Source organism: Enterococcus olivae (assembly GCF_053760925.1).
This window is the reverse complement of the sequence record NZ_JBSMVT010000005.1, coordinates 80,970-107,033: the sequence shown is the minus strand read 5'-3', so window position 1 is coordinate 107,033 and position 26,064 is coordinate 80,970. Positions and strand designations below refer to the sequence as shown.

The window sequence follows — 26,064 nt, the reverse complement described above, 5'->3', positions numbered from 1 at the left end:
CAGATTGATTAAGTCTGTCCGTTCTCGTTTTTAGTTACTATTAAATTCAGTGGTAAAAATTCTACATAAAGATGGTTCTTTCCTTTGGACACATAAAACGCTCTTTTCTTTTCTGCTCTCTTCTCTTCACTAAATAGAATGTCTTTCATTCTGCTCTTCAATGACTGGATAGGTATACTCAGAAAATCATCCTCTGACAAATGAAAAGTTAAGATTGGTTTGTAACGCTCGTATTTCTTATCTTTGATGTTCAATTCAAGATAGTTTCGGATATAAAATTCATATGCTGAAAGTCCATCATCTATTGTTTGATCCAAAGTCAATGTGACAATCGTTTTCATCTTCCTCTTTCTGTCATTGATCAAAGGGAAATAGGCCTGGGCATTCAACGAACCTTTTACTTGCTGTAGAGTTTCCGTCTTGGTTTTTAGATCATAAGTTCTTGTCACAAAATACGTTGCCTGGCTCTTAGGTACAGGTTGCAGAAAATCATTCTGATATTGGATAATTTGAAGCGAGTTAAACAACATTCGATACTCGATCAACGGCTCCCGTAAGACACCAACACCATTAGACCAGCTTAACTGATCGACACCGATCTGATCTCTAAACAAGCGCTGAAATTTAAGATTGCTCTCTTTATCCCATGAATAAGGATCTTTGTATAATTCGATCATCAGTGTTTGTTCCTGAATCTCTTCGACTTTCTCTACTTGCTGAACGCCACGCAATAGATTTATCGGTAAGATCGAGCCATAATCTTTACTGAAATACATCCGCCAGCAAGAAGTGAAACAAAATCCAAAATGAAAGACATCAAATCCCGCAAAATAATGACCATCTACGATCACTTCTCCTTGGGCATTCTTTTTTTTCGGATGGCGATGCGTCTCTTGGTCTTCTTCGATAATTTTTCGATAATCTAGCTTCTCAATATTGTGATACAAGAATTCATCATAGGATCGAATATAGCCAAAACGTGCATGCTTCATCTTGATTTTCATGTAATCTAACAGGATCGCCTGCTTTGTTTCAAACTGTTCTCTCGTAAAGTAATGCCGTTCAAAAATCACTTCATCGTACTGCTGAAAGACACTCTCGCTCCATTGATCATGGATTCTCACCGTAAAATTTTTCTCATCTGGCAGGCTGTCTAAAAGCAAACGTTGGGCATCAAGTGAGTAAGGTCGCATCTGTTGCTCATACTCCAGATATAAGGGGTCAAAAAAGATTCTTCCTAAAGACAATGCATCAGCTAAAATGTCTTTACGATCGATGGACTCTAAAATAGGATACTGTATAAAACAATAGATTTTATCTGTTTTTTCCATGTGATCACCCCTAGAGTCCTTTTCTTTTATTGTATCATATCAATTTCGGAAAGTTAGTATAAAGAAACATTGAATATTTCTAGCGTTTTATTAAAACAAGAACTTTTCCGTGTAAGTTTAACCGTTTCATGCTAAAATTTTGAATACAGGAGGTGAAGAAATGAGTTTAAAATTTCAACGTGACGATTCTTTAGATAAAAAATTTGAAGAATTTGCTATTTTTCCTGAGGACAAAAAAGAAGAGAAAAAACCTGATATCGAGAGATTTTTAAATCCCACACCTAAAAAGAAGGATGATAAAAAATGAGTAGTCAATTGACTTTTACTTTGGTCGTTCCCGATGCTATCGAAGCAATGACTTTTTACGAAACGGTCTTTGATGGCATTCGTGGCGAAGTTTATGAATTTCCTGACAAAACAGGATTGAATGAAGCAAATATCACGGTAGGAAATGTTCCTCTGAGGCTGATTGATGCCAATCCGGCTTTTGACTGCTACCCACCAAACAAAGACGAAATCGATTCTATCTGGCTGCAGATCGTTGTTGAAGATGTGGCTGCTATCCTTGAGAAATCTAAGACGAAAGGTGCGACTGTCACTCAGGAGATCAATGAATTTATGGGGACGAAACATGCTGAGATCCAAGATCCTTTTGGTTATACTTGGACAATCAATCAGATCTTACGAGAGGTCTCCTTTGAGGAACGCTATCGTTTTTATCAAGAATTCCATGAACAATAAAAAACATCGCAAACAGTTTTCGCTGTTTGCGATGTTTTTTAATTGATTGCTCTTTCAATTGCCTGCCAGGCTTCTTCTTTTCCTTTTTTAGTCACAGAAGAAAAAAGAATGAACTCATCTGTTCCATCAAAGTTCAAGGCTTTTTTGATTACACTTTCATGTTTGTTCCATTTGCCTCGAGGAATTTTATCCGCTTTCGTTGCGACAACGATCACCGGAATCTCATAGTATTTCAAAAACTGATACATTTGAATATCTTCTTGTGAAGGTGCATGACGGAGATCCACCAAAGAAACAACCGCTCGAAGCTGTTCCCGCTGTGCTAGATACGTCTCAATCATCTTGCCCCATTTGGCACGCTCTGTCTTGGAAACCTTCGCATAGCCATAACCAGGAACATCCACAAAATGCAGTGCCTCTTCAATCAAATAAAAATTCAATGTTTGGGTTTTCCCTGGCTTGGATGAAGTTCGTGCCAGATTCTTTCGATTGATCAATGTATTGATAAAAGAAGACTTTCCGACATTCGATCGGCCTGCCAAAGCAATTTCCGGCAGATCACTTTCTGGATACTGTGCTGGCGAAACAGCACTAATGACGATCTCAGCTGAATGAACATTCATTGATTTGCTCCTTTCTTTAAACGCAGGAAACCGGATAGTAGATTCTGCTATCCGGTCCAATGACTACCCTGCTTTTTTTTCTGTATGGTAAGTAACTTCTGGTTCCGCATCCCCTTTGGCTGCTTCTTCCGTAATCGTCACTTTTTCAATTGATTCTTGAGAAGGCACTTCAAACATAATATTCATCATGATGTCCTCAATGATCGACCGCAATCCGCGGGCTCCTGTATTACGTTCGATTGCTTTGTCAGCGATCGCCTTCAAGGCTCCTTCGTCAAACTCTAGCTCAGTGTCATCTAATGACAACAACTTCTTGTACTGCTTGACTAACGCATTTTTCGGTTTTGTCAGGATGTGTACCAAATCTTCTGCTGTCAACTTGTCTAAAGCAGCCATGACCGGTAAACGTCCTATAAATTCTGGAATCAAACCAAATTTCAATAGATCTTCCGGAATAATATGCTTCATGACACTTTCGTCTTCTGCAATTTTTTGATTGTTTGAGCCAAAACCGATCGTTTTTTCGCCTAAACGGTTTTTGACGATTGTTTCAATGCCATCAAATGCTCCACCAACGATAAACAACACATTGGTTGTATCGATTTGAATCATTTCTTGATGTGGATGTTTTCGTCCACCTTGAGGAGGGACACTTGCTGTCGTTCCTTCCAAGATTTTCAATAGTGCCTGTTGCACACCTTCGCCCGAGACATCCCGCGTGATCGAAACATTCTCACTTTTACGTGCAATTTTATCGATCTCATCAATGTAAATGATCCCTTTTTCAGCACGATCTACATTATAATCAGCAGCCTGCAGTAATTTCAAAAGAATATTTTCAACATCTTCCCCCACATAGCCTGCTTCTGTTAAACTTGTTGCATCCGCGATTGCAAATGGAACATTCAAGCTTTTAGCAAGTGTCTGTGCCAAGAAAGTCTTCCCTGAGCCAGTTGGACCAATCAGACAAATGTTACTCTTTTGTAGTTCTACATCGTCTTCTTCTGTTTGTTCAACATTTACTCGTTTATAATGATTGTAAACCGCTACAGCTAATGCACGTTTGGCACGATCCTGTCCGATCACATACTCATCTAAAACATTTAAAATCTCTTGTGGTTTTGGTACTTCCATAAATTCACGAATGGCTTCTTCATAAAACTCTTCGTCAATGATATCTTTACATAATTCAATGCATTCATCACAAATGTAGACACCAGGACCAGCGACGATCTTTTTCACTTCTTCTTGTGCTTTCCCACAAAAAGAACAGCGTACCGGTTCATTTCCGTTTGTATTGTCGTACATGGTGTTCACCCCTTGATTTTTCTTCCGACTGGAAAAAACCATTTCTAACTTTAACAGTCTTTAACTATTCTAGCATAATTGATAGGAAAGAAAAAGACATAAAGTCTTATGAATTAAGCTTTTGTAAAGAAAAAAACTTCTTTATAAGGTGTCCTTACCTAAATAGTGTCTCAAAGAAAAATCTCCCTTTTTGAACGCCGTTTTTATAGAATATTCTGAAATCTATTTTGAAGCTTCTTCTCCTTTTTTTGAGTTTGCAATAAAATAATAAAGCTATTTTTAGGAAGCAAAAAGAGGACCTCAATTCCCGAAAACGGAAAAGTTGAAATCCTCTTTCTTTTTTGAAAAGCTCTTTTTCACTGTTCAAGTAAGGCTATCTCCGAACCAAAAAATCGGTCACCGCTTGCTCCATTTGATTACCAAAAAGTAGAATCATCCGTAAAATTTTCTTCTGGAAGGGGCTCAAAATCCAACCATTCTCCATCTTTTTCCGAGTAATCTTTTGTTGAGAAGATTCTCATATATTGATCATTTTCTTGTATCACAATCGTCTCACCCGTGTTAAATGCAAAAATGGCTGAATCGCTCAAAAGCTGCCCATCTAGACTTAGAAGTGTCATTCCTTCATCAAATGAAGCGTCATTCCTATACACCGGTATATAGCCATCAACATAAGTTTCTTGGGAAGGAATGCCCCATTCATCAATCAGAGAATTTCCTTCTGAGTCTAAATAAGCCACACCCTCTGAAGTGCCTAAAACATAAACATCTGTATCAGGGATCTGATTGAAGCTGCCGTATCCTCCATCATTAGCTATATAATCTTGATAAATATATTCCTCATTGAGATTGATCAAGCCATATTCTCTGTTCATCATATAAGTCATATTGCCAGCAGCGTTAGGGAATCCCAGGCTACTATAATAATTACTTAAAAGCTGCTCTCCAGATCGATCGTAAAGCATATACCCATCTGCATATTCATCATAGGCAAGGAAATATTTTCCATCTGCTGAACTAGTCGGTGTGCTGCTGAACAGATTTTCAAGAAGGACATTCAGTTTTTGATCAAGAATACTGTATTTTCCATTTAAACTTTCTAGGACATAATCGCCACTTTCAAGCGCATAGAAATAGTCTCCTGTAATTGGGTCTCTGAGTTCGTCTCCCTTTTTATTGATCACTTTATAAGAGCTATCCTCATATTGTCTCTTCACAACAAATTGGTTGTCGTCAATAATGGTGATCTGGTCATAGATTGGTTCTACGACGATCTCCCCAGAGTCAGAGATCACACCGGATTTGTCCCTGCTGTTGTTATAAAAAACTGCCAATTTTCCACCATAAAACGGCGAGATAGTGATCGGTGAAGCTTCTTTGACGATTTCTCCGTTCGAATCGATCAAACCAGTGTTGAATTCTTCATCTTGAAAATCCATCACACCATTTTCAGATTGCAGTTCAGTTGTTCCCAAAAGTGCATGTTGCATTTGAAATGTTCCGATTGAATAAAATTCGCTGGAGATTTGTTCACCTTGTTCGTTGATCAGGTACGCACTACTGCTACCCTCCCAGTCATAAGCAACAGCTACCCCTTTTTTATTAAATTTAGAAAGAGAGGAGCCCACATCGTCTCTAATAATCTCAAACTTATCATTGGTCAGTCCCATTCGATTCCCATTTCTAAATGGAAATACTTTTTGTTCAACCTTTAAAGCTTGGCGAGCCGTTGTTGCTTTGGAGACAGAACTTCCAAAAATGTTCTCCCGTTGCCAAAAGACGACACCACCTACCACAACTATCAGTACAGCTATGATGGCCAGTACACTAGGATTGAATGCCTTCTTCTTCACTTTAGGTAAAGATTGCTGATTCGGCTCTTTATCCACCACTGCTTGCTCTTCCGTATGATTTTTTTGCTGTTCCGCTCCACATTTTGGGCAGAATCGCACTTCATTTTTCAATTCATTTCCACAATTCCCACAAAATTTCATAACATCTCCTCCTACTCTTTGTCTTTATTTGCTTCTTCAAAAGCTGATACTGTGAATGTTCCAATAGCGTTCCGCATCGTTTGTAACTCATAGACTCCGTTGGACAAAACCACCAAAACGAATGGTTCATTTGCAAAAATGATGCCCATATCATTTTCAACGCCATCCAGCTCACCTGTCTTATTGGCAACCTCTATATTGGCCGGTAGTTGACTACTAATCTTTGTTCGAATCTGCTGACCTTTTAGGATCGTCAACATTTGTTGATTCAAAGGATCTTCTTGCCCCTCATAAAGCGTGATCAAATAGGTCATACAGTCATTCAAAGACGTATAATTATCCAAACCTTGATTTCTTGCTTGATTGTCCAGCATCATTCGCTGAAGCTCTGTATCGTTGTAGCCCTGATTCTCAAAATATTCATTCAATGTCTCCATGCCAAAGTATTCAATCAAACGATTGGTCGCCTGATTGTCACTTAGCTGGATCATATTTTTTAACAGCACTTCTAAGCCAGTTCCATCAATAGATTCATCTAAATGTATTTCCTCTTGGCGTATTTGGTCAAAAATATACTCCATGATGAATACCTTGATCAAGCTGGCAGAAGGTGTTTGTTCTGAAGAATCGCTGCGAAGCTCTTTTTGTGATTCTAAGAAATAGACACCGACATATACTTTTTCTGCCGCTTCTTGCAGAAGTGTCGTTTCTAAATCTAGTTCAATAGCTTCCATCATTGAACTATCTGTCGTCTCTGTTAACCATTCTGATTCCGATGATTCTATGGAAAAACTCTCTTTTGTTTCGATAGTTATTGAACTCGTATCTTCTGTAACTTCTGTACTCTCTGGAACTTCCCCAAATTCCCGCTTCACTAAAAACCACGAGACGACACTGACAATTATCAGTAAAAGAAGTAAGAAGCTGATTATCCATCGTTTTTTCATTAGTCGCCCGTCATTCCTTTGTGAACTTCTGCTAAAATATCTGAGATCATCGGTACAGCTACTGCTTTTGCTTCGTCATCGTTCGTTCCAGTGTGAGCAGTCATGATCGCAATTCCATAATTTGCTTTGTCAGATTCAATGATCGCAAAGACATTGTAAGCAGCTCCGATTCCTTGTCCTCGATGGGCATAAATCGTTGCATTGCTAGGAACAGAGATCCCATCTTTAGTTAAATCCCAATTCATATTTTTGTATCCATCATTCAAATAAATGTCACGCAGAATCTTCGCAGAATCAACAGCACTTGTATAGTTCTCATAACCATTTTCACTTGCTCGAACATCACCAAATTTCCGATTAAATACCGTTTGGGTGTACCCTTTATCCGATAGAGCACGGGTCACTTCAGACAATCCCCCATATTTATCGATCAACGTATTTCCAGCATCATTGTCCATCTTCTTCATCATTGTATCTCCAGAGCTTTTATCTACATTCGAAGCCACCGTATAAATCGGTGCATAAAAACCAGAAGCTACATAAGATTGACGAGCATTTCCAACACGAAACTCCATATCCGTATCTAAGTCGACAATAGCTACCGCCGCATTTTCTAACTGAGTTTTTGATTCAATGATTTTCAATAGCTCACTGTTATCAATGGCCGCAATTGTATCTTGGGGCATAAATTCTAGCTCAGTCTTCCCACTAAATTCACTTGTTTCTGTTGGCGTGACTAAGACACGATGATACTGATCCAACTGATCTTTTGATTTTGAAGTATATGTGATTTTGTATAAATCTTTTTGTTGTCCATAAATGTCTTCATAGATCTCCAGCAAGACATTTGAAAGATCAGAAACTTCAGCTGAGTAAAAATCCCCGTTACACAAGGCCGTGAATGCCTCTAAATAATTGCTATCCACTAAAGAACCAATCCCAATGATATAAACTGGGATCCCCGTCTGTTTAGACAGCTCCACGACTTCCTCTTCCGTATGCAAGCTTGCATTTTCTTCTCCATCGGTAAAAGCAATCACAAAACGAGAGCCATTTGTTTGATTTGTCTGAATCAAGGCATCGTAAAGAGCATCATACAGAGCCGTCTGACTGCCAAGATCAATCGCGCGAATCGCATCCATTACTTTTGCCTTATCAGAAGTAAATGGCTGTACATTATACACATAGTCATCAAAAGAAGTGATTTCGACAGAATTGTTCTCTTTACTTAAAATTTCGTCGACAAATCGACTCGCTGCTTGTTTCGCATTCTGGATCTTGTCGTCTTCATCCATACTACCAGATTGATCCAAAACCAGATTAATATTCATTTCAAAAGAGTCATCGACTGGTAAAATTTCCTGGATCTCCAGCTGTTGCTCAGTACCATCCGGTCCAATCTCAGTCACAGAAAAAGTTTCTTTCTCTAGGCCTTCGACCTGTTCACCATTACGATCACTCACTTGTGTATACAAGGTCATCTTTGGAAATTCACTATTGTCTACTTGTGAGATTTGCATTCTCAAAGCCTGTTTTTTTCCTTGGGTTTCCTCGGAATCCTCTTTATCTGTTCGTTCCTCAGTCTTCGATCCAGCAACCTCTCCATCTGTCGATCCCCCACCTAGAAACATCAAATACCCTCCGACGACGACTATAAGCAACAACAAAACGCCAATAATAATCCCTAGTCGGCTTTTTTTTGAAGGATTGGATCGTGTAGTAGCTGATAAATCAGCTGGATGTTCTTCTTCTACAGAGACCTCAACAGTCATTGGATGTCCACAGCTTTCACAAAACTTAGCACCCTCTTCGTTTTTATGCCCACAATTTTCACAAAACATTTTATTCCCTCCCCACACTTGGTCTATGTAATTAACTTTAATGAAAAGAGAAGTAGTTCAACACCACCGAGTATCGCACCACTTCTCTTTCTTTCCTTATTGATTTTAACAACTATTTTCTTGCTGTTACTTCATGATACGATCAGAACAAAAGAATAACCAGAGCATCCAGAATACCTATCACAACCAATGCTAAGGTGACACTATAAAAAGGTGTCAAATTATTTGATAGATAGTTTTCTTTTTCTGTGATGACCATAACGGTTGCTATGAAAGTTACCAGAACACCTGCCAATATACTAACGATCGTCAATGTCATTGGTGTCAAATTGATCAATACTCCCAAAGAAATCACAAAAGACAAGAGTGTTACACCACTGAAAACTGACGAAAATTTATTGACAAACTCATGAAATGTCCCATTTGCTTTTAAAATATAATGAACGACAAAGTAAGAAACACCTACACTCACTAACATAAAGAGTACAAAATAAATAAAGAGTCTAAGGAATACCGAAAAGCCGATATCAAAGCTTGAAGAAAATGGAGAAATCATAAAGCCAAACATGTCTCTAAAGGTTCTATCCGCTCGTCTGAGTTCGCCAAAAATAAGCAACGTTTGGAAGAATGAAAATAAAAGCAATGTTACATAACCAAAGTAGTTGATTGCTTGCTCGATCGATAAGGTTGGTTTTGATAGTTTCGCCAAAAAATAGCTCAAATAACTTTTCCCGGCGGAAAGAGTTTGCTGGACTGTTTCATTTTCCATGACATTTGGCTTATGCTCTGGTTGAGCAGAAGTATTTTGATTTTCTGGCTGAACTGGAACTTCTTGAGTTTCCTGTTGAACAGGAGAATCCTGAGATTCCGTTTGAACAGGCGCTTCTTGAACTTCCTGCTGAACAGGCGCATCCTGAGGCTCTAGCTGAACAGGGGCCTCTTGAGCTTCCTGCTGAACAAGATTACTTGGACTTTCCATCTCCACAGGTTTACTTTGATTTTGTCCGCAATGAGGGCAAAAGCTTGCCTCATCTTTGATTTGACTTCCACATTGTACACAATATTTCATAATTAATATGCCTCTCTTTCTGAAACTTCTTCAAAATGATCACTACCACCTAGATCCCGAATGAATAGTTCTCCTGTATCATCAAGTACAAAGGTTGCCTTTGTATACCTGAAATATTGATCTACCGCATTACGATTATCATAATAAGAAGTATAATAATTAACGATATAGCGGACTTCATATGTTTTTGAACCTGTTCTTTGGACAGATTCTACCTTCGCCAATCGAGTAGAAACCATCTTGTTTTCATTGGCGCGTGTTGGCAAGATAAAGTTGTCCTTGAAATCGACAAACTCTTCGTTCGCTGCGCCATTTTCGAAATAGCTCTCCAAGGTCAAAATCTCACTGCTACCAAAATCATAATAATCATCTGAAAAATCCGAAACGTCATAATACAGCTGATTTAGGAAGCTTGAGACATCGTAATCATCAATCTCCGTCTCAAATGGCAGATAGACATCTGAATAGTAGTCTCCTAACTGATATTGAAAGCTTTCGGATTCGATCTCTGAATCATCCCCAAATTTTTGCTTTATTTTGAGATCCAAGGGTTTTTCAGTAATGACAAAGGCTAAATTCTTCAACAAACCATCTGACAAGGTACCAATGGTCTGATCGTTCATGTAAACCGTCCCCTCTGACACATTCGATGAAACCGAAAACTCATGTATCGGTACATTATAGCTCGAATATTCAGATGAGTAATCTTCCGCAAGATAATTTTCTGCGTAAAAATCTAACGGTTCAGAAACAAGTGTTAATTCACCGACCTTTTGTTTGATCTGCAAAACAGCGTGATCTCGCCAAATCATTTCTAAAGGTGTTTTTCCATTGTCTTTTAGTTTGGCAACAGAGGTTCCATCAACTAAAAGTTCCCCGTCTTTGATCATTGAAACAACATCCACTTTAACTTTCATTACTTCAAAAGAAAGATTTCGAGTATTCTTACCAGAAATCTCTTCACGATCGATTTGTTCCAAGACTTGTTCCACGGTCGTTTCTTCACCGTTATAATCAAAGGTTCCTTTGATCAAATAATCCCCCGGAACCAAAGGACCTAATTTCCATGTATAATTCTCCTGATCGGAAATCGCTTCTTCCTGAACATCATTGACTGCCAGAGACATTCCGTTAACATTGGTCACTACATTGAAATAGACTGGTTGCAACATCAGATCGTATTTATCAAACAAGAAAAAATGTTTGCCATTTTTCTTCAGATACACGTCACTTTCAGAAGCTTTGACATTAGACAAATGATTGGTCAAGTTAGTCAAGTACGCTTTGTTGTCTTTCAAGTAATTCGTGTAAACTTGAATATTCTCTTTTGTTAGTTGAAATTGTTGGTCCGTTGATTTTACTGCTTTAGCAATCTTTTCAGCATCTGTAGACAACAAAAGTTCCTGATATCGTTCTACTTGATTCGTTTTAGAATAATAGCTTTCGCCAAATTTATATGTACCAAAAATGAAAATCAAGACGATCAGTACCGCTGCACCTACCACTGTATATCTTTTCCTTTGTTTAGAAGAAAGTTGTTTTGCTGGCTGTGGAATAGCTTCAACCGTTTCAGATAGCTGAGAATTTTTTGCTTTCCCGTAAGGATGTCCACACTTCTCACAAAAATTTCCTTCCACCTTCTCTTCCCCACAGTTTTCACAGTATTCGGCTTCTTCTGGAGTTTGCTGATCAACAGAAGCTTGCTCTTGTGTCATTTTTTCATCGCCGGAAACGGTACTCTCAACAATTCCCTCCACTGGTTCTTCTTCCAAAGATCTTTGAGTCAATTCAAGACCACAGTCTGCACAAAAATTTTGGTTGTCTGGGTACTCTTTCGAACAGTTACTACAAAATTTCATTTTCTCACCTCCAGTTTATCGATTGATTTAAACGCATATTTATTAATCAATTTTGTCGATTCCAAGATTCTGATCATTAACAAAAAAGAAACTATTAAATTTTCTTAATAAATAGCTAGTTATAGTGTACATTTACGCTTAACGTTTGACAATAGTTTTTAAATTATTTGTATTATTTTATTTAAACAAAAAAAGCCGTTCTTTCTGAATTTTACTCCAGAAAGAACGGCTTTGATTTTAATTATTTTTCAACAGCTGTAGAAGTAACAACCTCTACGGCTTTCTTCATTGTAATATCATGTTTCAACATATCTTCAGTCAACACACGGCGCACTTGTGCTTCTGGCATGTTGTAAGCTTCTGCCAATTCTTTGATCTCTGCTTCGATTTCTTCGTCTGTTGCTTCCAAACCTTCAGCAGCAGCAATTGCTTCAATCACTAGGTTCGTTTTCACACGAGTGTCTGCTTCACCTTCGAATTGTTTATGCAGATCTGCTTCTGTTGAACCAGTCAATTGATAGTACATTTCAGGGTTGATTCCTTGACGTTGCATATTGTTCAAAAATTCATCCATCGCACGGTGTACTTCATCATGAACCATCACATGTGGCAATTCAACGATTTCAGCATTTTCAACTGCTTGACGGATCGCAGCTTCTTCCACTGCATCTTCCGCAGCTTTTTCTTTGCTTTCAGTCAATTCAGCACGATATTTTTCTTTTAATTCAGCTAAAGTTTCCACGCTGTCATCCACATCTTTTGCGAACTCATCGTCTAGTTCTGGTAGTTCTTTTCCTTTTACTTCGTGTACAGTTACTTTGAAGACCGCTTCTTTACCAGCTAGATCTTCTGCTTGGTAATCTTCAGGGAATGTCACTGTCACATCAGTGCTTTCGCCAGCTTTTTTACCAACGATCTGTTCTTCGAAGCCAGGAATAAATGAACCTGAACCTAATTCAAGAGAATAGTTTTCGCCTTTTCCGCCTTCAAATGCTTCTTCACCTAAGAAACCTTCAAAGTCGATCACAGCTGTATCGCCTTCTACTGCAGCGTCTTCTTTGATAACTAATTCAGCTTGCTGCTCTTGTTCACGTTCTAAACGAGCATCCACGTCAGCATCAGTTACTTCACGGTCTTGTTTTTCAACAGTCAAGTCTTTGTAATCACCTAATTTTACTTCAGGTTTCACAGTTACTTCTGCTTTGATTACCCAGTCTTCACCTTTGTCCATGCTTTCTACATCGATTTTTGGTTGTGCTACTGGATCGATCCCAGCTTCTTTGACAGCTGCTTCATAAGCCTCTGGCAAAACAGCGTTCAAAGCATCTTCATACAATGCTTCTTCACCGTACATACGATTGAAAACAGTACGAGAGACTTTCCCTTTACGGAAACCAGGTACGTTTAGGCTTCCTTTCACTTTGTTAAAAGCTGTTGTCAAGCCTTTTTGAATTTCTTCTTGTGCAATCGAAAATGTCAATACACCATCATTGGTGCCTGTTTTTTCAAATTTTGCAGTCATGTATTTCCCTCCGAATTAACAAATAAATTTACATATGAAATAGTTTCATGCATACCTTTAAATAGTACACTAAGCCTTGGTAAATGTAAACATTTTGAATAAAAACTTCATCGTTTTCTCAATTTTTCTACAACAACGTCTGATAAATCCGACGCAACTCTTGCTTTTTAGCTTGGATTTTCGGCGCTACATCGATCGTTGGAGTATCTTCATATCCGCCAAATACTTCTTGATAGTCCTGTAAATAACTGTCCACCCAGCACTCGGCCTCTTCTTCTGCCGGCAAGAAAGGATACATCAATGCTACATGAGCATTCAATTCTGTGATCACAAGCTCTTCCAATTGTTGGTCTTTCAAATGCATCGTTTGTAAATAAGTCCGCGCTTGCATGAAAAAAGGCATTTTCTCAGGAGAAGTCAAAAGAGACAAATCAACTGTTTGACCTTGGATATCGAAGGATTCTGTCACACCAATTTTTACGAGCTCTTCCACTAATTTAGGAAGAATGAATAAATTGGTCGCTTGTTTGAAATAATCCTTGCAAATCGTTATAAAGTCCAAACGTGTCAATCGCTTGATCCAGCCCTGCCATTCTTTTTGTGGGATCGGACGCATGCTCTTTTCCCATCTCATTAATTGTTGCCGCTTATCAAATGTCTCATTGCCATTGATCCATTGCTGCGCTTGTTCGATTTGAGAGAGCTCCTCCTTCAAGCCTTCTGTTGGAAAAACTGTCGCAACTAACCAGCGATGCGCAGAAAGATATTGCTCAGCCAGAATCAACAAATGAATATATTCTGTAAAATTTTTCTCGTCATTCAAAAAGACTTCCAAATAATCCTCAGCATACTCCAGCGCCTGCTGAAATTCACCCAGATGCTGATAAGTTTGAATGAGTTTATAACAGTGTTGGAATGTTGGTTCCAGTTGATACAATTGGAGTGACAGGTCTTTTGCCGCTAAGAAGTTCTGCTCTTCAATTTTCTTGTTGATCATCATCCATAATCGTTCAGCTTCACTGGGAAATGGTAAAACATCCGTCATTTGCTTCCTCTACTTTCTATTAAAACACGTCTGGCGGGAATTCCCGCAGACCTGTTAGATTTGTGCTTGTTTATTGAAAGCTTTGATCATATTCAAGGTTACCACACTTGTATCCGCAAGGTAATCACCGGCATGTTGTTTCCGTTTCGTGAAAGCAGCTGCCAAATAGCCCATGTATAAAAATGGATTTGCTTGAAAAACAAAACGACAAGCGATTTCTCTTACTAATACTGTGTGCCAAGAAAGTTCTTCCTCATTAAAACAGATGACTCGAATACCAAAAACCATCTTTCCGATCGTCTGTCCACGATTCAATTTAGTTAGTACTGAGAAATAGGCAAGATAGATAGCCAAACTCATCAAGCCGTAAATGCTAAAGGAAGCACTTGAGATCGGCCATTGAAAAAGTCGGAAAAAGATAGTGATCGTTAGGCTACCAATCGCACTGATACAAATGAGATCGATACAAAACGCCCAGAAACGAATCCAAAAACCGGCATAAAAATATTCGGGAAAATCATTGTGGTTAATTTTTTTCATCTCTGGCTCTTCGTAGCGTTCCCAGTCTTGTTGTTTTTCTCGAACTTCTTCCTCCGTGTACTCTTTTTCTTTAAAGGACCCTAGTACTTGATGATAAAAATCATCTGGATGGTTGGACTGAACAGCTTTTTTCGCATTTTCCTGTTCTTCGTTGTTCGTCATCATTACTCACCTCCGTAATAATACAAGGCTTTCGGTGCATTTGGTGTCCCAATGCTTTCAAGCAGATTCAGCATGCGGTCAGTGTCTGTTTGCTTCAGTCCTTGAACTTCTGCTAATTTAGAACCAAACCATGTATTGGCAAAACCTGTGGCTGAAAGAGAATACTCAATGATTTGTGCTCCTTGCAGATTATTATCTGCTTGTAGATGATACAAAACATCTTCTGGGAAACCTAAATCATCGATCAAACCATTTTCTAGAGCCTGTGCACCATCATAGATTCTTCCATCAGCAAGCTCTCTAACTTCTTCTTTTGGCATGCCACGGCCGTCTGAAACAACTTGAACAAAACGATTGTACGAGCTGTCTACAAAGCCTTGAAGTACTTGCTTGTCATCTTCGGTTGCTTCTCGAGTCCCCGATCCCATATCTTTCAACGCCCCACTTTTATAGGTAGCGTCTTCGATCCCTAGCTTTTCCATCAAGCCTGAATAATTCATACCTGACATGATGACACCGATCGATCCGGTGATAGTTTCTTCTGTCGCAAAAATCTTGTCTGCCGAAGCCGAGATATAATAACCGCCACTGGCTGCCATATTCGTCATGCTGACATAAACAGGAACATCCAACTCTTGAACTTTTCTTATTTCTTTAGCGATTTCGGCACTTTCATAGACACCGCCACCTGGAGAATTGACTTGTAGCATCACAGCAGCGATCGTTGGATCATACTGGATCTGCTTTAACTCTTCCAAAAAAACTTGATGATTGTATCCGCCAGTGGCAAACATGCCGCCACCAGTATTGGTAATCGCTCCATCTACATAAAGCAAAGCGATTCGATTTTGCGTATTTCCATCCTCAACGATATGCTCTGTCAACTCGTTTGTTCCATATAATAGAGCATTCAAACCACTGAGTGAGTCCATCTCATCCTTTGGGGGTCTCAACAAAGCTGTGACACCCGAAAATACAAACAAACTGACCGCGATCGCAACGGCTATCCATCTTCTTCTATTCATTATATCCTCCTATCAATACAAATTTTCAATTACTACAACTTTTTCTACGGCTCCTTCAGCAGCCATCTTCTCAGCTTTTTCAACCAAAGCGTATCCACCAAAATATTCTTTGGTCAGCTCATCCTGCACTTTAAAGGCTCGTGCTTCCTTCACTTGAACAGCCCCTGGTAAGATTTCCTGCAAACTGTCCCAGCCTGTATCCAGCATAATTTTTGTCTCTTCTGGCACAGCCTCATTTTCTAATTTTTGAATAATTTCTTTTAATTCTCCCAGCGTCATCGCACGAACGAATTCTGACATATGATCCCTTCTTTCTGTTAGTCTCTATTGTAGCGAATCTCGGAAAATTTTGATAGTGATAATATTCTTTCCTGCTTATTTCTTCTAGATATCAAGCGGATAAAAATTAGACCAATTTAATTTTTCAATATTTTTATTGACTTACCTCCCTTTAATCTATATCATTACCAGTGTATTTCTAACTAAAAAAAATAAGGAGGTCAACTATACCAATACGGATAGCGCCCGATCTGTCTTACTGGCAGATGACGAGGAAAGAGCTTATCGAACATTCGGCGGATGGCTCTAGGGTCTGCACTCTACAGGCAAAAACAAATAAAAGTTGCGAAGCTTTCACAAAACTTTTGCCATGCAGTAGAAATACATAATGACAAACAGAAAGTAGGAATTGCATTATGTGTGGAATCGTAGGAATCGTAGGAAAAGAACATGCTGAAAGAATCATTATCAACGGATTGGAACGCTTAGAATATCGTGGGTATGATTCAGCAGGATTGTTTGTTTCAAACAATCAATCTGATCATTTGATCAAGTCACAAGGACGAATCAAAAGTTTAGAAGAAAAAGTAACGGATGGAATCAATGGAACGATCGGTATCGGACATACGCGCTGGGCAACTCACGGAAAACCCTCTGAAGAAAATGCCCATCCCCATACTTCTCAAAACAATCGTTTGGTTTTGGTCCATAATGGTGTGATCGAAAATTTTGAAGACATTCGTCAAAACTATGTTCCAGAAGATCTTTTCCATGGAGAAACAGATACAGAGATTGCTGTTCACTTGATCTCTGCTTTAATGGAAAAAGAAAATTTAACAACGAAAGAAGCTTTTCAAAAAGCCTTGACGATCATTCAAGGTTCTTATGCATTTGCTTTGATCGACAAGCAAGACAAGGATACGATCTATGTAGCGAAAAACAAAAGCCCTTTGTTGATCGGTCTTGGAGAGGGCTTTAATGTCATCTGTAGTGATGCCTTAGCCATGCTAGATCAAACCAACCTGTTTGTGGAGATCGTGGACGGCGAGATGGTAACTGTAACTGCTGAAGGTATTCTGATCGAAGACCAAGAAGGCAAAACCATCACTCGTGAACCTTATGAAGCGCAACTTGACTTGACGGACATTGAAAAAGGAACCTATCCTTACTATATGTTAAAAGAGATCGACGAACAGCCTGCTGTGATGCGTCGTCTTGTTCAAGAATACAATGATGGTCAGGGAAATGTGACCCTCGATCCGGCACTGGTTCAGGAAGTTGTTGAGAGTGATCGTATCTACATCATCGCCTGTGGTACCAGCTACAATGCCGGTTTAGCAGCAAAACAATTGATCGAGAAAATGACAGAGATCCCTGTAGAGGTTCATTTATCCAGTGAATTTGGCTACAATGTTCCTCTGTTGTCACAAAAGCCGTTCTTCCTTTTCTTGACTCAAAGCGGAGAAACCGCCGATAGTCGTCAAGTATTGGTGCAAGTCAATCGTTTAGGACACCCTTCATTAACGATCACAAACGTGGCTGGGTCTACCCTTTCACGAGAAGCAAAACATACACTATTGCTGTATGCAGGTCCTGAGATTGCTGTCGCCTCAACAAAAGCCTACACTGCTCAAATCGCAGTAATGACTCTTTTAGCAAAAGGTGTCGGCTGTCATAAGCAAATCCCAACCGCAGAAGATTTTGACGTCTTCCACGAGTTGTCCTTAGCAGCGACGGGAATGGAAACAATGATCAGTGAAAAAGCACTGATTTCTCAATTGACGGAAGATTATTTGACTGGGACACGCAATGCTTTTTATATCGGTCGTGGCAATGACTACTACGTTTCTTGTGAGGCTTCATTGAAGCTAAAAGAAATCTCTTATATTCAGGCAGAAGGCTTTGCCGCTGGAGAATTGAAACATGGTACGATTGCTTTAGTCGAAGAAGGTACTCCTGTTTTCGGGATTATTACAGAAGAAACTACTGGCGCTCATACACGAGGCAATCTAAAAGAAGTAGAAAGTCGCGGAGCACATACGTTAGTCATTGTCAGCGAAGAACTTGCACGTCCGACTGATCAGCTGGTCTTGCCAAACGTCCATCCATTGCTGACCTCATTGGTTGCTGTCGTTCCAACACAGTTGATTGCCTATTTCGCCACACTGCAACGTGGATACGACGTAGACAAACCTCGTAACTTAGCAAAATCTGTAACTGTAGAATAGAATAGCTAAAAAAGACCATTTGATTCGTACAAATGGTCTTTTTTCGAACATTTCTCTTTCATCCACTCATTTTAAATGCCTATTTATGTTAGAATAATTTTATTGAACGACAAAAAATAGGCAAGGATGTGCAATAGATGAAAACTATTACAAATTTTCGCGACCTAGGTGGATTGACCACTCAACAAAGCAAAACAGTCCGAGCAAAAAAATTATTACGCTCTGGGGAGCTGTCTCGTATTTCTCCGGAAGATCAGCAGCAATTGCTGGATACCTATCGACTGGAAAAAATCGTTGATCTGCGTTCTTTGAATGAGGTCTCTGAACGTCCGGACATCCTGTTTGAACCAACCGAATACATCCATATCGATATTTTTAAAAGCATCCACGAAGAAGGTGCTGGACTCGGTGATTTTGTCAAACTCGGTTCAGGAGAGAAAGCCAGAACCTATATGCATGAGTTGTATCAAGTCATGACAACAAACAAAGTGGCACAGGCTGGTTTTACTCAAGTTATCGAAACAGCATTGAGTGTCGCTCCTGAAAATAGCTTCCTCTTTCACTGCTTTGCGGGAAAAGATCGGACAGGTATTTCAGCAGCTCTACTCTTAGAGACATTAGGTGTTCCTAAAGAACTGATCTATCAGGACTATTTATTGACGAATAAATTACGAATTCAAGAAAATCAGGAAGTAATCCAAGCGGCAAAAGACAACGGCGCTACTCAAAACGTCACAGAAGCATTGGAAATCGCATTGAATGTAAAGAGTGAATATCTTGATACTTTCTATCAGACGATAGCGGAAGAATTTGGAGACATCCAGTCCTATTTAACCAATGCATTAAAGATTTCTACTCGAATGCAAAAAGACCTGCAAAGCCTGTTGCTGACTGATTGATTAATTATATAATGCACTGCTAGTAACCCATAAAATCAATTGATTTCAAGAACCGTTAGTCAATCGACAGTCTTTTCCGATGATAACAAAAAACTATCACGTACCAAAAACCAGTGACACAACGTTTTACAGCGTTGACACTGGTTTTTGAGTTTGATATTCTCAAGCATAAAGCAAAGACACATTGACGAAGAAAAACTTCCCTAAAAATATTGTTTTCTGAGGAAATTTTGCTCTTAAAGAGCTTCGTAACAAGAATATCTACCAAGGGTTTACATCATGAGGAGGAGTAAAAATGAAAAAAAGAACATTAGCAAGTGGTATTATTGGTGTAGTCAGCACTGTATTGTTGTTAGCCGGATGCGGAAGCAATACGGAAGATTCAGCAACAGAAATTCGTGTAGGTACCTCTCCTGGTCCATACAGTGAACTGTTTCTGGATGGCATCAAACCCATTCTAGAAGAGCAAGGCTATACCGTGACGGAAACCGTTTTCGAAGCCTTACTACAGGCAGACGTAGCCTTGAATGACGGCGATATCGACGTGAATGTGGATCAGCATACCGCCTATTTAGAAAATTTCAATGAGAACAGCGACGGTGATCTTGTTGGGCTAGTTTCAATTCCAACTGTTCCTGCAGGTATCTTCGGTGGACGTAAAGCACAATTAGAGGATATTGAGGAAGGCGATATCGTCGCAATCCCAGACGATGCTTCCAATGCAGCACGTGCCCTGTTGTTGCTTGAAAAAGCTGGCTGGATCAAACTGGACAGTGACGTTGATCCTATCGAAGCAACCTCAAGTAATATCGCCGAAAATCCTTTGAATCTTGATGTGATCGAAATGAATTCTGCTCAGATTCCTCGTAGTCGTGAGGACATCGATTTTGGTGTTATTCCAGGAAGTATCGTTTATAGCGCCGACATCCCTGCAGAGGAAAGTCTTTTGAGCGAAGATATTTTAGAAGAATACGAATTAGTTGTCACTGTTAAAGAAGGAAATGCAGATTCTGACTGGGCACAAGCAATCGTTGAAGCCTATAAATCCGATGAATTCCTAGACTTTGTAGCAGAGCAAAATCAAGACGATTACTGGTTTATTCCAGAAGACCTGCAAAAATAAGGAGCTGTATACATCCATGTTTTTAGAGACAGATTTTTTTCAACAACTAGCTTTGACCAGACAGTATCTTCACCAACACCCTGAGCTTTCAGGTGAGGAAATCCAAACAACTGCGTTTATCAAAGATTTCCTTCAAAAGGAAAATATCACTGTTTTAGAAACTGAATTAAAGACGGGCGTCATTGCGGAGATCGGCACTTCTGATGGACCGACGATTGGTCTGCGAGCAGATATCGATGCTTTACCGATCACAGAAGAAACGCAACTGCCTTATACCTCTGTGCATCCAGGCGTCATGCACGCCTGCGGACATGATTTTCACACGACTTCTTTATTGGGAGCTGCCATCATTCTGAAAAAGAATGAAGCTCGACTTCCCGGAAAGATCCGACTGGTTTTTCAACCGGCTGAAGAGATTTTTCAAGGAGCCAAGCAGGTCATGGACGCAGTTGATTTGTCCTCTTGGTCAGCAATGGTCGGCTTTCACAATGCACCGGAACTTCCTTTAGGGGCGATCGGTGCCAGAGCTTCCAAACAAATGGCCAGTGTCGATCGCTTCTTCGTAACGATCCAAGGCATCGGCACACATGCTGCTCACCCTGATCAGGGAAGTGATCCAATCGTCACCGGCTCTCAGATCATCAGCAATCTTCAGGCGATTATTAGTCGGCATATTCCTGCAAGTGAGCAGGCAATTCTTTCTGTAACTCACGTCAACGCAGGAAACACTTGGAATGTGATCCCTGATAAATTTCAATTTGAAGGAACGATTCGTACCTTTGACGAAACACTTCGAAAAAAAATTATTGATCAAATGAAAAAAATCGTCACTCACACAGCTGAAAGCTTTGGACAAATCGCAACGATCGACTGGATCACTGGACCAGGTCCCGTCAACAACGATCCTAAATTGTTCAAGCAACTTTCTTTGGCAATCCCTGCGATCGCCAAAGAAACTGTTGCGTTAAAAAGTAATCTAGGTGGCGAAGATTTCGCTTTTTATCAGGAACAAGTCCCTACCTTCTTTGCCTCGATCGGTACGGGAAAAGGTATTCCCCTTCATCATCCGGCTTTTCTGATTGATGATGAGGCTTTGGTGTACAGTGTCAATTATTATCTAAAGGCAGTAGAAACACTATTTGATCTGTTGCTTGTCTAAACAAAAAAACGACTGGAATCATTCAAAAAAGAATGGTTCCAGCCGTTTTTATTTTGTTATTACAACCCTAAAATCTCTTCGACACAATTCTTCATTTTCGCAGAAGCAATTACACGATCATGACGAATCGCTGCTTCATTCAACTCCGTTACTGCTTTTGGTACCTCAACCTTTGATTGGGCATGTAGCTCCTCTACTAGAGCAAAATCATCTTGATCCGTCTCAGATTGAGTCAATGCTTCAACAACGACTCGTGGAAACTTATAAGGACTAGCTGTAGAAATAACTAATGCTGGACGCTCCTCCGCCTGCTCTTGATATTTAAACAGTACACTAGCAGCTACTGCAGTATGGGGATCAACCACGTAATTGCTTTCTTCAAAGATTTTTTCGATCGCAGTCTTGGTTTCTTCCTCCGTTGCAAAGTCTGCATAAAAATCACGTAGTTCGTCTTTCATGACTGGCGTAATCTCATAGCTTCCCTCAGTTGTCAATTGATCCATCAACTCTTTGGTTTGTTGGACATTTTCTCCAGCTAAATGGAAGATCAAACGCTCAAGATTGCTTGAGATCAGAATATCCATCGAAGGAGATGAAGTCACATAAAATGGTCGTTTGCGATCATAGATGCCTGTATGGAAGAAATCAGTCAGGACTTTGTTTGGATTCGATGCACAAATCAATTGATTGAACGGCACTCCGATACGTTTGGCATAGTATCCTGCCAAAATATTTCCAAAATTCCCTGTTGGTACAGAAACATCGATCGCTTCACCATTAGTGATCTCGCCTGCTTTGACTAATTGTGCGTAAGCATAGACATAATACACGACTTGAGGAATCAGACGGCCGATATTGATTGAATTTGCCGAAGAAAATTGTTTGCCATTTTCTGACAGCTTCTGTTTCAATTCATTATCATTGAACATCGCTTTGACAGTTGATTGTGCATCATCAAAATTACCATCGATAGCCACGACATAGGTATTTTCACCTTTCTGAGTGACCATTTGTTTTTCTTGGATCTTGCTGACACCGTCTTTTGGATAGAAGACAATGATTTTCGTACCCGGAACATCTGCAAAACCAGCCATGGCCGCTTTTCCAGTATCACCAGATGTAGCTGTTAAAATAACGATCTCATCATCTACGCCATTTTTCTTAGCCGCCGTTGTCATCAAGTAAGGCAGGATTGACAAAGCCATATCCTTGAAGGCAATCGTTGAACCATGGAACAGTTCCAAATAGTGAATGTCGCCTTTTTTTACGACAGGTGCGATCGCTTCGTCATCAAATTTTTCATCGTAAGCTGCTTCGATACAATTACGCAGTTCCTCTTCTGTAAAGTCAGGATAAAAGGCACTCATGATCGTGAAAGCAACCTCTTGATAACTTTGCGTTGCCAACTGATCAAAGTCTAAAGAAAGTGTTGGCATCTCTGTTGGCACATACAAGCCTCCATCAGTAGCCAAACCTTGTAAAATAGCCTGTGAAGCTGTAACGACATTATTAGAATCTCTGGTGCTTTTGTATAGTAAAGACATACACTGCTCTCCCTTTATAAACATATTTTAATCATTTTATCATTTTTTCCCTGATTAGACTATAAGGAACTTTCTTTTTTTGAAAAAGTTTTCCATTCTTTCATTTTCTTTTCTTAATTAAAAAAACAGCTCTTGAAAAATCCCCTGTTCCAGCAAAATATGCTATAGTAGAAACAGAAATCTTACAATAAGTGGAGTGTCTTTCATGCAATCATTAAAAGAAAGAATCATCGCAGAAAGTAAAAAAATAGGCATCGACAAAATCGGATTTACGACAGCCGAGCCTTTTGACTATCTAAAAGAATCGTTGATCGAGCAAAAAGCCGCTGGTCACACTTCCGGCTTCGAACATCCAGATATCGATGAGCGGATCTATCCGGAAAAAACCTTCGACAATCCTAAGAGTATCATTGCAATCGCATTGGCCTATCCAACCAAGATCCATGAAGAAGTTCCCAGAGATGAAAAACGCGGTCAATTCGCTCGAGCTTCTTGGGGGATCGATTATCATAATATTCTACAAGATCGCTTGAATCGGCTAATCGATTTTATCAAGACCGAAGCTGATTCTGAACAAGAAACTGCCGACTGGCGCTTTGTTCCCCAAGTAGACACAGGGGAACTTGTCGACGTCGCAGTGGCACAGCGTGCTGGTTTAGGGTTTATTGGTAAAAATGGCTTACTGATCACCGAAGAATACGGCTCCTTTGTCTACCTCGGTGAGATTGTAACAAATATCCAGTTCGAACCAGATGAACCGGTCGCCAACGGTTGCGGAGATTGCACCCGTTGTATCACCGGCTGTCCAACAGGAGCGCTTCTAGGTGATGGTCGCATGAATGCGAAGAAATGCCTTTCTTATCAAACGCAAACAAAAGGCATGATGCCCAAAGAATACCGCAAAAAAATCAGAAACATCATTTATGGCTGTGATATTTGTCAGTTAGTCTGTCCTTACAATAAAGGAAAAGATTTTCACTTTCATCCTGAGATGGAACCACAGACAGAGGAAGTTTTTCCTAAATTAGTCCCCTTACTGACAATTTCCAACAAACAATTCAAAACGCAATTCGGACACCTAGCAGGTTCCTGGCGCGGAAAGAAACCCCTTCAGCGAAACGCATTGATCGCTTTGGCTAATTTGGGTGGACGAGAAGCACTGCCAAAAATCGTCAATTGTCTGGATGATCCACGACCGGTGATTCGAGGAACAGCGGTCTGGGCGATCGGTCAATTGACCAAAAGAGCGCCCGATCAGTTTCTTGATACCTTAAGAGATCTTCAGAGCACCGAGACAGATGAAGAAGTATTGACAGAATTGGAAGAAACACTCACCTATCTAACCACAGATAAAAAGAGGCGATAAGGACGATTTTTTTGAAGCCAATAGGATTGATATTGTACTTACACAATATCAATCCTATTGGCTTCGTCATTTGTTTATAGTAATCCGCTTTTCATACAATGCTTCATTTCTTTCACTATCCGTATAAAATCTATCATTCGAGACAAATTCAATAGCCTTTTTAATTCTGTCTCTTATTGAATCACAACTATATTCTTACTCCACAAAAGTGTTTGTTTCTAAGATATTTAATCCGATGTTGCAAATGGATAGTAATAATAGATATCTGCTTTTCCACGTTGTTGAGTAAACGCATAATCCATCGTGTTATATCCACCAATTACAAAACCATAATTTAAGTAAAATCGATTTGCATAAAGATTGTTATCCTGAGCAATTGTAGAAAATCTCTCGCATCCACGCTTCACAGCAATAGGTTTAGCCGCATGAAGTAATTTCTTAGCAATCCCTTGTCTACGATAATTACCGTTGACTTTAAGGTCCGCTAAATATAAAAATTTATTCCATTGTTCTTCAAAAGTTGCTAATCCAATACACTGATCACCAACAAATGCTCCTATCGCAAAGCCATTCTTATTAATTTCCTCTAGCTTGTAATTTTCATTAGGAAAAACTTGCGTATCTGTTTCCTCAAATAATTCTTCTTCGTGATGCCATCCTACTTTAGTACGTATAACATTTAATTTACCCATTAAACTAAAGGGTTCATTTGGAAGTAGTAGCGCACATTCATTTTGAATTGAAATAGGAATTATTTTTATTTCTGTCATATTGATTTTCCTTTCACATATCAATCATTAGCCATAGCTTTATATTTAGTTAACCATATTTCTATCTATCAGTCATATAATTTTTTCCACTAAAGACAATCTCCATTTATTTTTGAAATAAGAAATAAGTACAGCTCTTTTAAAAAAAGAACAAAAAAGCCTCCAAATCAATGTTTGAAAGCTTCTAATACTTGTAGAACAGCATAAATATCGAGGATGATTCTCCTCTTTTTCTTACTTCAATTTATCCAAAGCCTTTTGTGGAATCTCTTCTTTCTGAACCTCTTCATAACCAAGCTCACCCTTCCAACGGTTGACATCGACTTTTAAATAAGCGCCTTCTCGAAATGGTCTGCCTAAATCTGGATGCGTCATAAAGTCTAATTCTCGAAGAGTCCCCTCTTCATCGTAGCCTTCTTGCTGGTAGGTATACTGAACGAATTCTTCTTGGGTATTCGTATCATGGGAAATTACTCGTTCTCCTGTAGTCACAATCTGCGTGTAATAGGGTGTTTTGGATGTAAAATAGTAAAACGTTCCTGCACCAGCTACTACTAAAATTCCCAATAAAACAACTAGTACACTAAATAATTTTTTCATGGTTCTCTCTCCTACTGTTTGATTCCCTTACAGTCTAACAGCGCAAACAGTGCGAGAAAATCGAATGTTCCTTTATTCTTCTTACATTT

At 39.4% G+C, this 26,064-nt stretch carries 23 protein-coding genes; 7 read left to right on the top strand and 16 right to left on the bottom strand.

The genetic code is table 11. The features are described 5' to 3' along the window. Positions 1 to 8: 8 nt before the first annotated feature. A complete protein-coding gene (locus ACWODM_RS05535; protein ID WP_455320381.1) occupies positions 9 to 1,331 on the bottom strand; it encodes a hypothetical protein in 1,323 nt (440 codons plus the stop codon). Positions 1,332 to 1,491: 160 nt separating this feature from the next. On the opposite strand from ACWODM_RS05535, the gene ACWODM_RS05530 reads away from it, so the two are divergent. Further along, positions 1,492 to 1,638 carry an SPJ_0845 family protein gene (locus ACWODM_RS05530; RefSeq protein WP_455320380.1) on the top strand — a complete coding sequence of 49 codons (147 nt, stop codon included), beginning with the start codon at positions 1,492 to 1,494 and terminating at the stop codon, positions 1,636 to 1,638. Further along, positions 1,635 to 2,072 carry a VOC family protein gene (locus tag ACWODM_RS05525; RefSeq protein ID WP_455320379.1) on the top strand — a complete coding sequence of 146 codons (438 nt, stop codon included), beginning with the start codon at positions 1,635 to 1,637 and terminating at the stop codon, positions 2,070 to 2,072. Before ACWODM_RS05530 ends, ACWODM_RS05525 begins: the two co-directional genes overlap by 4 nt. A gap of 38 nt (positions 2,073 to 2,110) precedes the next feature. Here ACWODM_RS05525 and yihA read toward each other — a convergent pair whose 3' ends face one another. From yihA to ACWODM_RS05465, 12 genes are all read right to left on the bottom strand, one after another. Further along, positions 2,111 to 2,695 carry a ribosome biogenesis GTP-binding protein YihA/YsxC gene (yihA, locus tag ACWODM_RS05520; protein ID WP_455320378.1) on the bottom strand — a complete coding sequence of 195 codons (585 nt, stop codon included), beginning with the start codon at positions 2,693 to 2,695 and terminating at the stop codon, positions 2,111 to 2,113. 63 nt (positions 2,696 to 2,758) lie between these two features. Further along, positions 2,759 to 4,003 (bottom strand): ATP-dependent Clp protease ATP-binding subunit ClpX, encoded by a 1,245-nt coding sequence (clpX, locus tag ACWODM_RS05515; RefSeq protein WP_455320377.1) that lies wholly within the window; start codon positions 4,001 to 4,003, stop codon positions 2,759 to 2,761. 416 nt (positions 4,004 to 4,419) lie between these two features. Continuing rightward, positions 4,420 to 5,997, bottom strand: coding sequence for a zinc-ribbon domain-containing protein (locus tag ACWODM_RS05510; protein ID WP_455320376.1), 1,578 nt, complete (start codon positions 5,995 to 5,997; stop codon positions 4,420 to 4,422). An 11-nt stretch (positions 5,998 to 6,008) separates the two neighbouring features. Continuing rightward, on the bottom strand, positions 6,009 to 6,944 hold the full coding sequence (locus tag ACWODM_RS05505; protein ID WP_455320375.1) for a serine hydrolase: 936 nt from the start codon (positions 6,942 to 6,944) through the stop codon (positions 6,009 to 6,011). Then, the gene (locus ACWODM_RS05500) at positions 6,944 to 8,785 is read right to left on the bottom strand and encodes a VWA domain-containing protein (RefSeq protein ID WP_455320374.1); all 1,842 of its coding nucleotides are present in this window, start codon (positions 8,783 to 8,785) and stop codon (positions 6,944 to 6,946) included. The genes ACWODM_RS05505 and ACWODM_RS05500 overlap by 1 nt, the downstream gene beginning before the upstream one ends. A gap of 142 nt (positions 8,786 to 8,927) precedes the next feature. Further along, positions 8,928 to 9,854 carry a zinc-ribbon domain-containing protein gene (locus tag ACWODM_RS05495; protein WP_455320373.1) on the bottom strand — a complete coding sequence of 309 codons (927 nt, stop codon included), beginning with the start codon at positions 9,852 to 9,854 and terminating at the stop codon, positions 8,928 to 8,930. Positions 9,855 to 9,856: 2 nt separating this feature from the next. After that, on the bottom strand, positions 9,857 to 11,713 hold the full coding sequence (locus tag ACWODM_RS05490) for a TcaA second domain-containing protein (protein WP_455320372.1): 1,857 nt from the start codon (positions 11,711 to 11,713) through the stop codon (positions 9,857 to 9,859). A gap of 241 nt (positions 11,714 to 11,954) precedes the next feature. After that, positions 11,955 to 13,235 carry a trigger factor gene (gene tig / locus ACWODM_RS05485; protein WP_455320371.1) on the bottom strand — a complete coding sequence of 427 codons (1,281 nt, stop codon included), beginning with the start codon at positions 13,233 to 13,235 and terminating at the stop codon, positions 11,955 to 11,957. A 127-nt stretch (positions 13,236 to 13,362) separates the two neighbouring features. Beyond that, positions 13,363 to 14,280, bottom strand: coding sequence for a hypothetical protein (locus ACWODM_RS05480; RefSeq protein WP_455320370.1), 918 nt, complete (start codon positions 14,278 to 14,280; stop codon positions 13,363 to 13,365). 54 nt (positions 14,281 to 14,334) lie between these two features. Beyond that, positions 14,335 to 14,985, bottom strand: coding sequence for an RDD family protein (locus tag ACWODM_RS05475; protein WP_455320369.1), 651 nt, complete (start codon positions 14,983 to 14,985; stop codon positions 14,335 to 14,337). After that, positions 14,985 to 16,007, bottom strand: a complete 1,023-nt coding sequence (gene sppA, locus ACWODM_RS05470; RefSeq protein ID WP_455320368.1) for a signal peptide peptidase SppA — start codon at positions 16,005 to 16,007, stop codon at positions 14,985 to 14,987. Before sppA ends, ACWODM_RS05475 begins: the two co-directional genes overlap by 1 nt. 12 nt (positions 16,008 to 16,019) lie before the next feature. Beyond that, positions 16,020 to 16,307 carry a hypothetical protein gene (locus ACWODM_RS05465; RefSeq protein ID WP_455320367.1) on the bottom strand — a complete coding sequence of 96 codons (288 nt, stop codon included), beginning with the start codon at positions 16,305 to 16,307 and terminating at the stop codon, positions 16,020 to 16,022. Between the two features lie 395 nt (positions 16,308 to 16,702). On the opposite strand from ACWODM_RS05465, the gene glmS reads away from it, so the two are divergent. The 4 genes from glmS to ACWODM_RS05445 all read left to right on the top strand — a co-directional run bounded on the left by glmS (position 16,703) and on the right by ACWODM_RS05445 (position 21,695). Further along, on the top strand, positions 16,703 to 18,514 hold the full coding sequence (glmS, locus tag ACWODM_RS05460) for a glutamine--fructose-6-phosphate transaminase (isomerizing) (protein ID WP_455320366.1): 1,812 nt from the start codon (positions 16,703 to 16,705) through the stop codon (positions 18,512 to 18,514). Between the two features lie 137 nt (positions 18,515 to 18,651). Further along, positions 18,652 to 19,413, top strand: coding sequence for a tyrosine-protein phosphatase (locus ACWODM_RS05455; protein ID WP_455320365.1), 762 nt, complete (start codon positions 18,652 to 18,654; stop codon positions 19,411 to 19,413). A gap of 295 nt (positions 19,414 to 19,708) precedes the next feature. Beyond that, entirely contained in the window at positions 19,709 to 20,536 is an 828-nt protein-coding gene (locus tag ACWODM_RS05450) for a MetQ/NlpA family ABC transporter substrate-binding protein (protein ID WP_455320364.1), read from the top strand. Positions 20,537 to 20,552: 16 nt separating this feature from the next. Beyond that, positions 20,553 to 21,695 (top strand): amidohydrolase, encoded by a 1,143-nt coding sequence (locus ACWODM_RS05445; RefSeq protein ID WP_455320363.1) that lies wholly within the window; start codon positions 20,553 to 20,555, stop codon positions 21,693 to 21,695. Between the two features lie 59 nt (positions 21,696 to 21,754). On the opposite strand, the gene thrC is transcribed toward ACWODM_RS05445, so the two are convergent. Next, positions 21,755 to 23,239: a threonine synthase gene (gene thrC / locus ACWODM_RS05440; protein WP_455320362.1), complete on the bottom strand. Its 1,485-nt coding sequence runs from the start codon at positions 23,237 to 23,239 to the stop codon at positions 21,755 to 21,757. 205 nt (positions 23,240 to 23,444) lie between these two features. Here thrC and queG point away from each other — a divergent pair, with 205 nt between their 5' ends. Further along, positions 23,445 to 24,605: a tRNA epoxyqueuosine(34) reductase QueG gene (queG, locus tag ACWODM_RS05435; RefSeq protein ID WP_455320361.1), complete on the top strand. Its 1,161-nt coding sequence runs from the start codon at positions 23,445 to 23,447 to the stop codon at positions 24,603 to 24,605. Between the two features lie 227 nt (positions 24,606 to 24,832). Here queG and ACWODM_RS05430 read toward each other — a convergent pair whose 3' ends face one another. Together ACWODM_RS05430 and ACWODM_RS05425 are read right to left on the bottom strand one after the other, a co-directional pair. Next, the gene (locus tag ACWODM_RS05430; RefSeq protein ID WP_455320360.1) at positions 24,833 to 25,375 is read right to left on the bottom strand and encodes a GNAT family N-acetyltransferase; all 543 of its coding nucleotides are present in this window, start codon (positions 25,373 to 25,375) and stop codon (positions 24,833 to 24,835) included. Positions 25,376 to 25,609: 234 nt separating this feature from the next. After that, positions 25,610 to 25,975 (bottom strand): YxeA family protein, encoded by a 366-nt coding sequence (locus ACWODM_RS05425; RefSeq protein WP_455320359.1) that lies wholly within the window; start codon positions 25,973 to 25,975, stop codon positions 25,610 to 25,612. Positions 25,976 to 26,064: the final 89 nt, after the last annotated feature.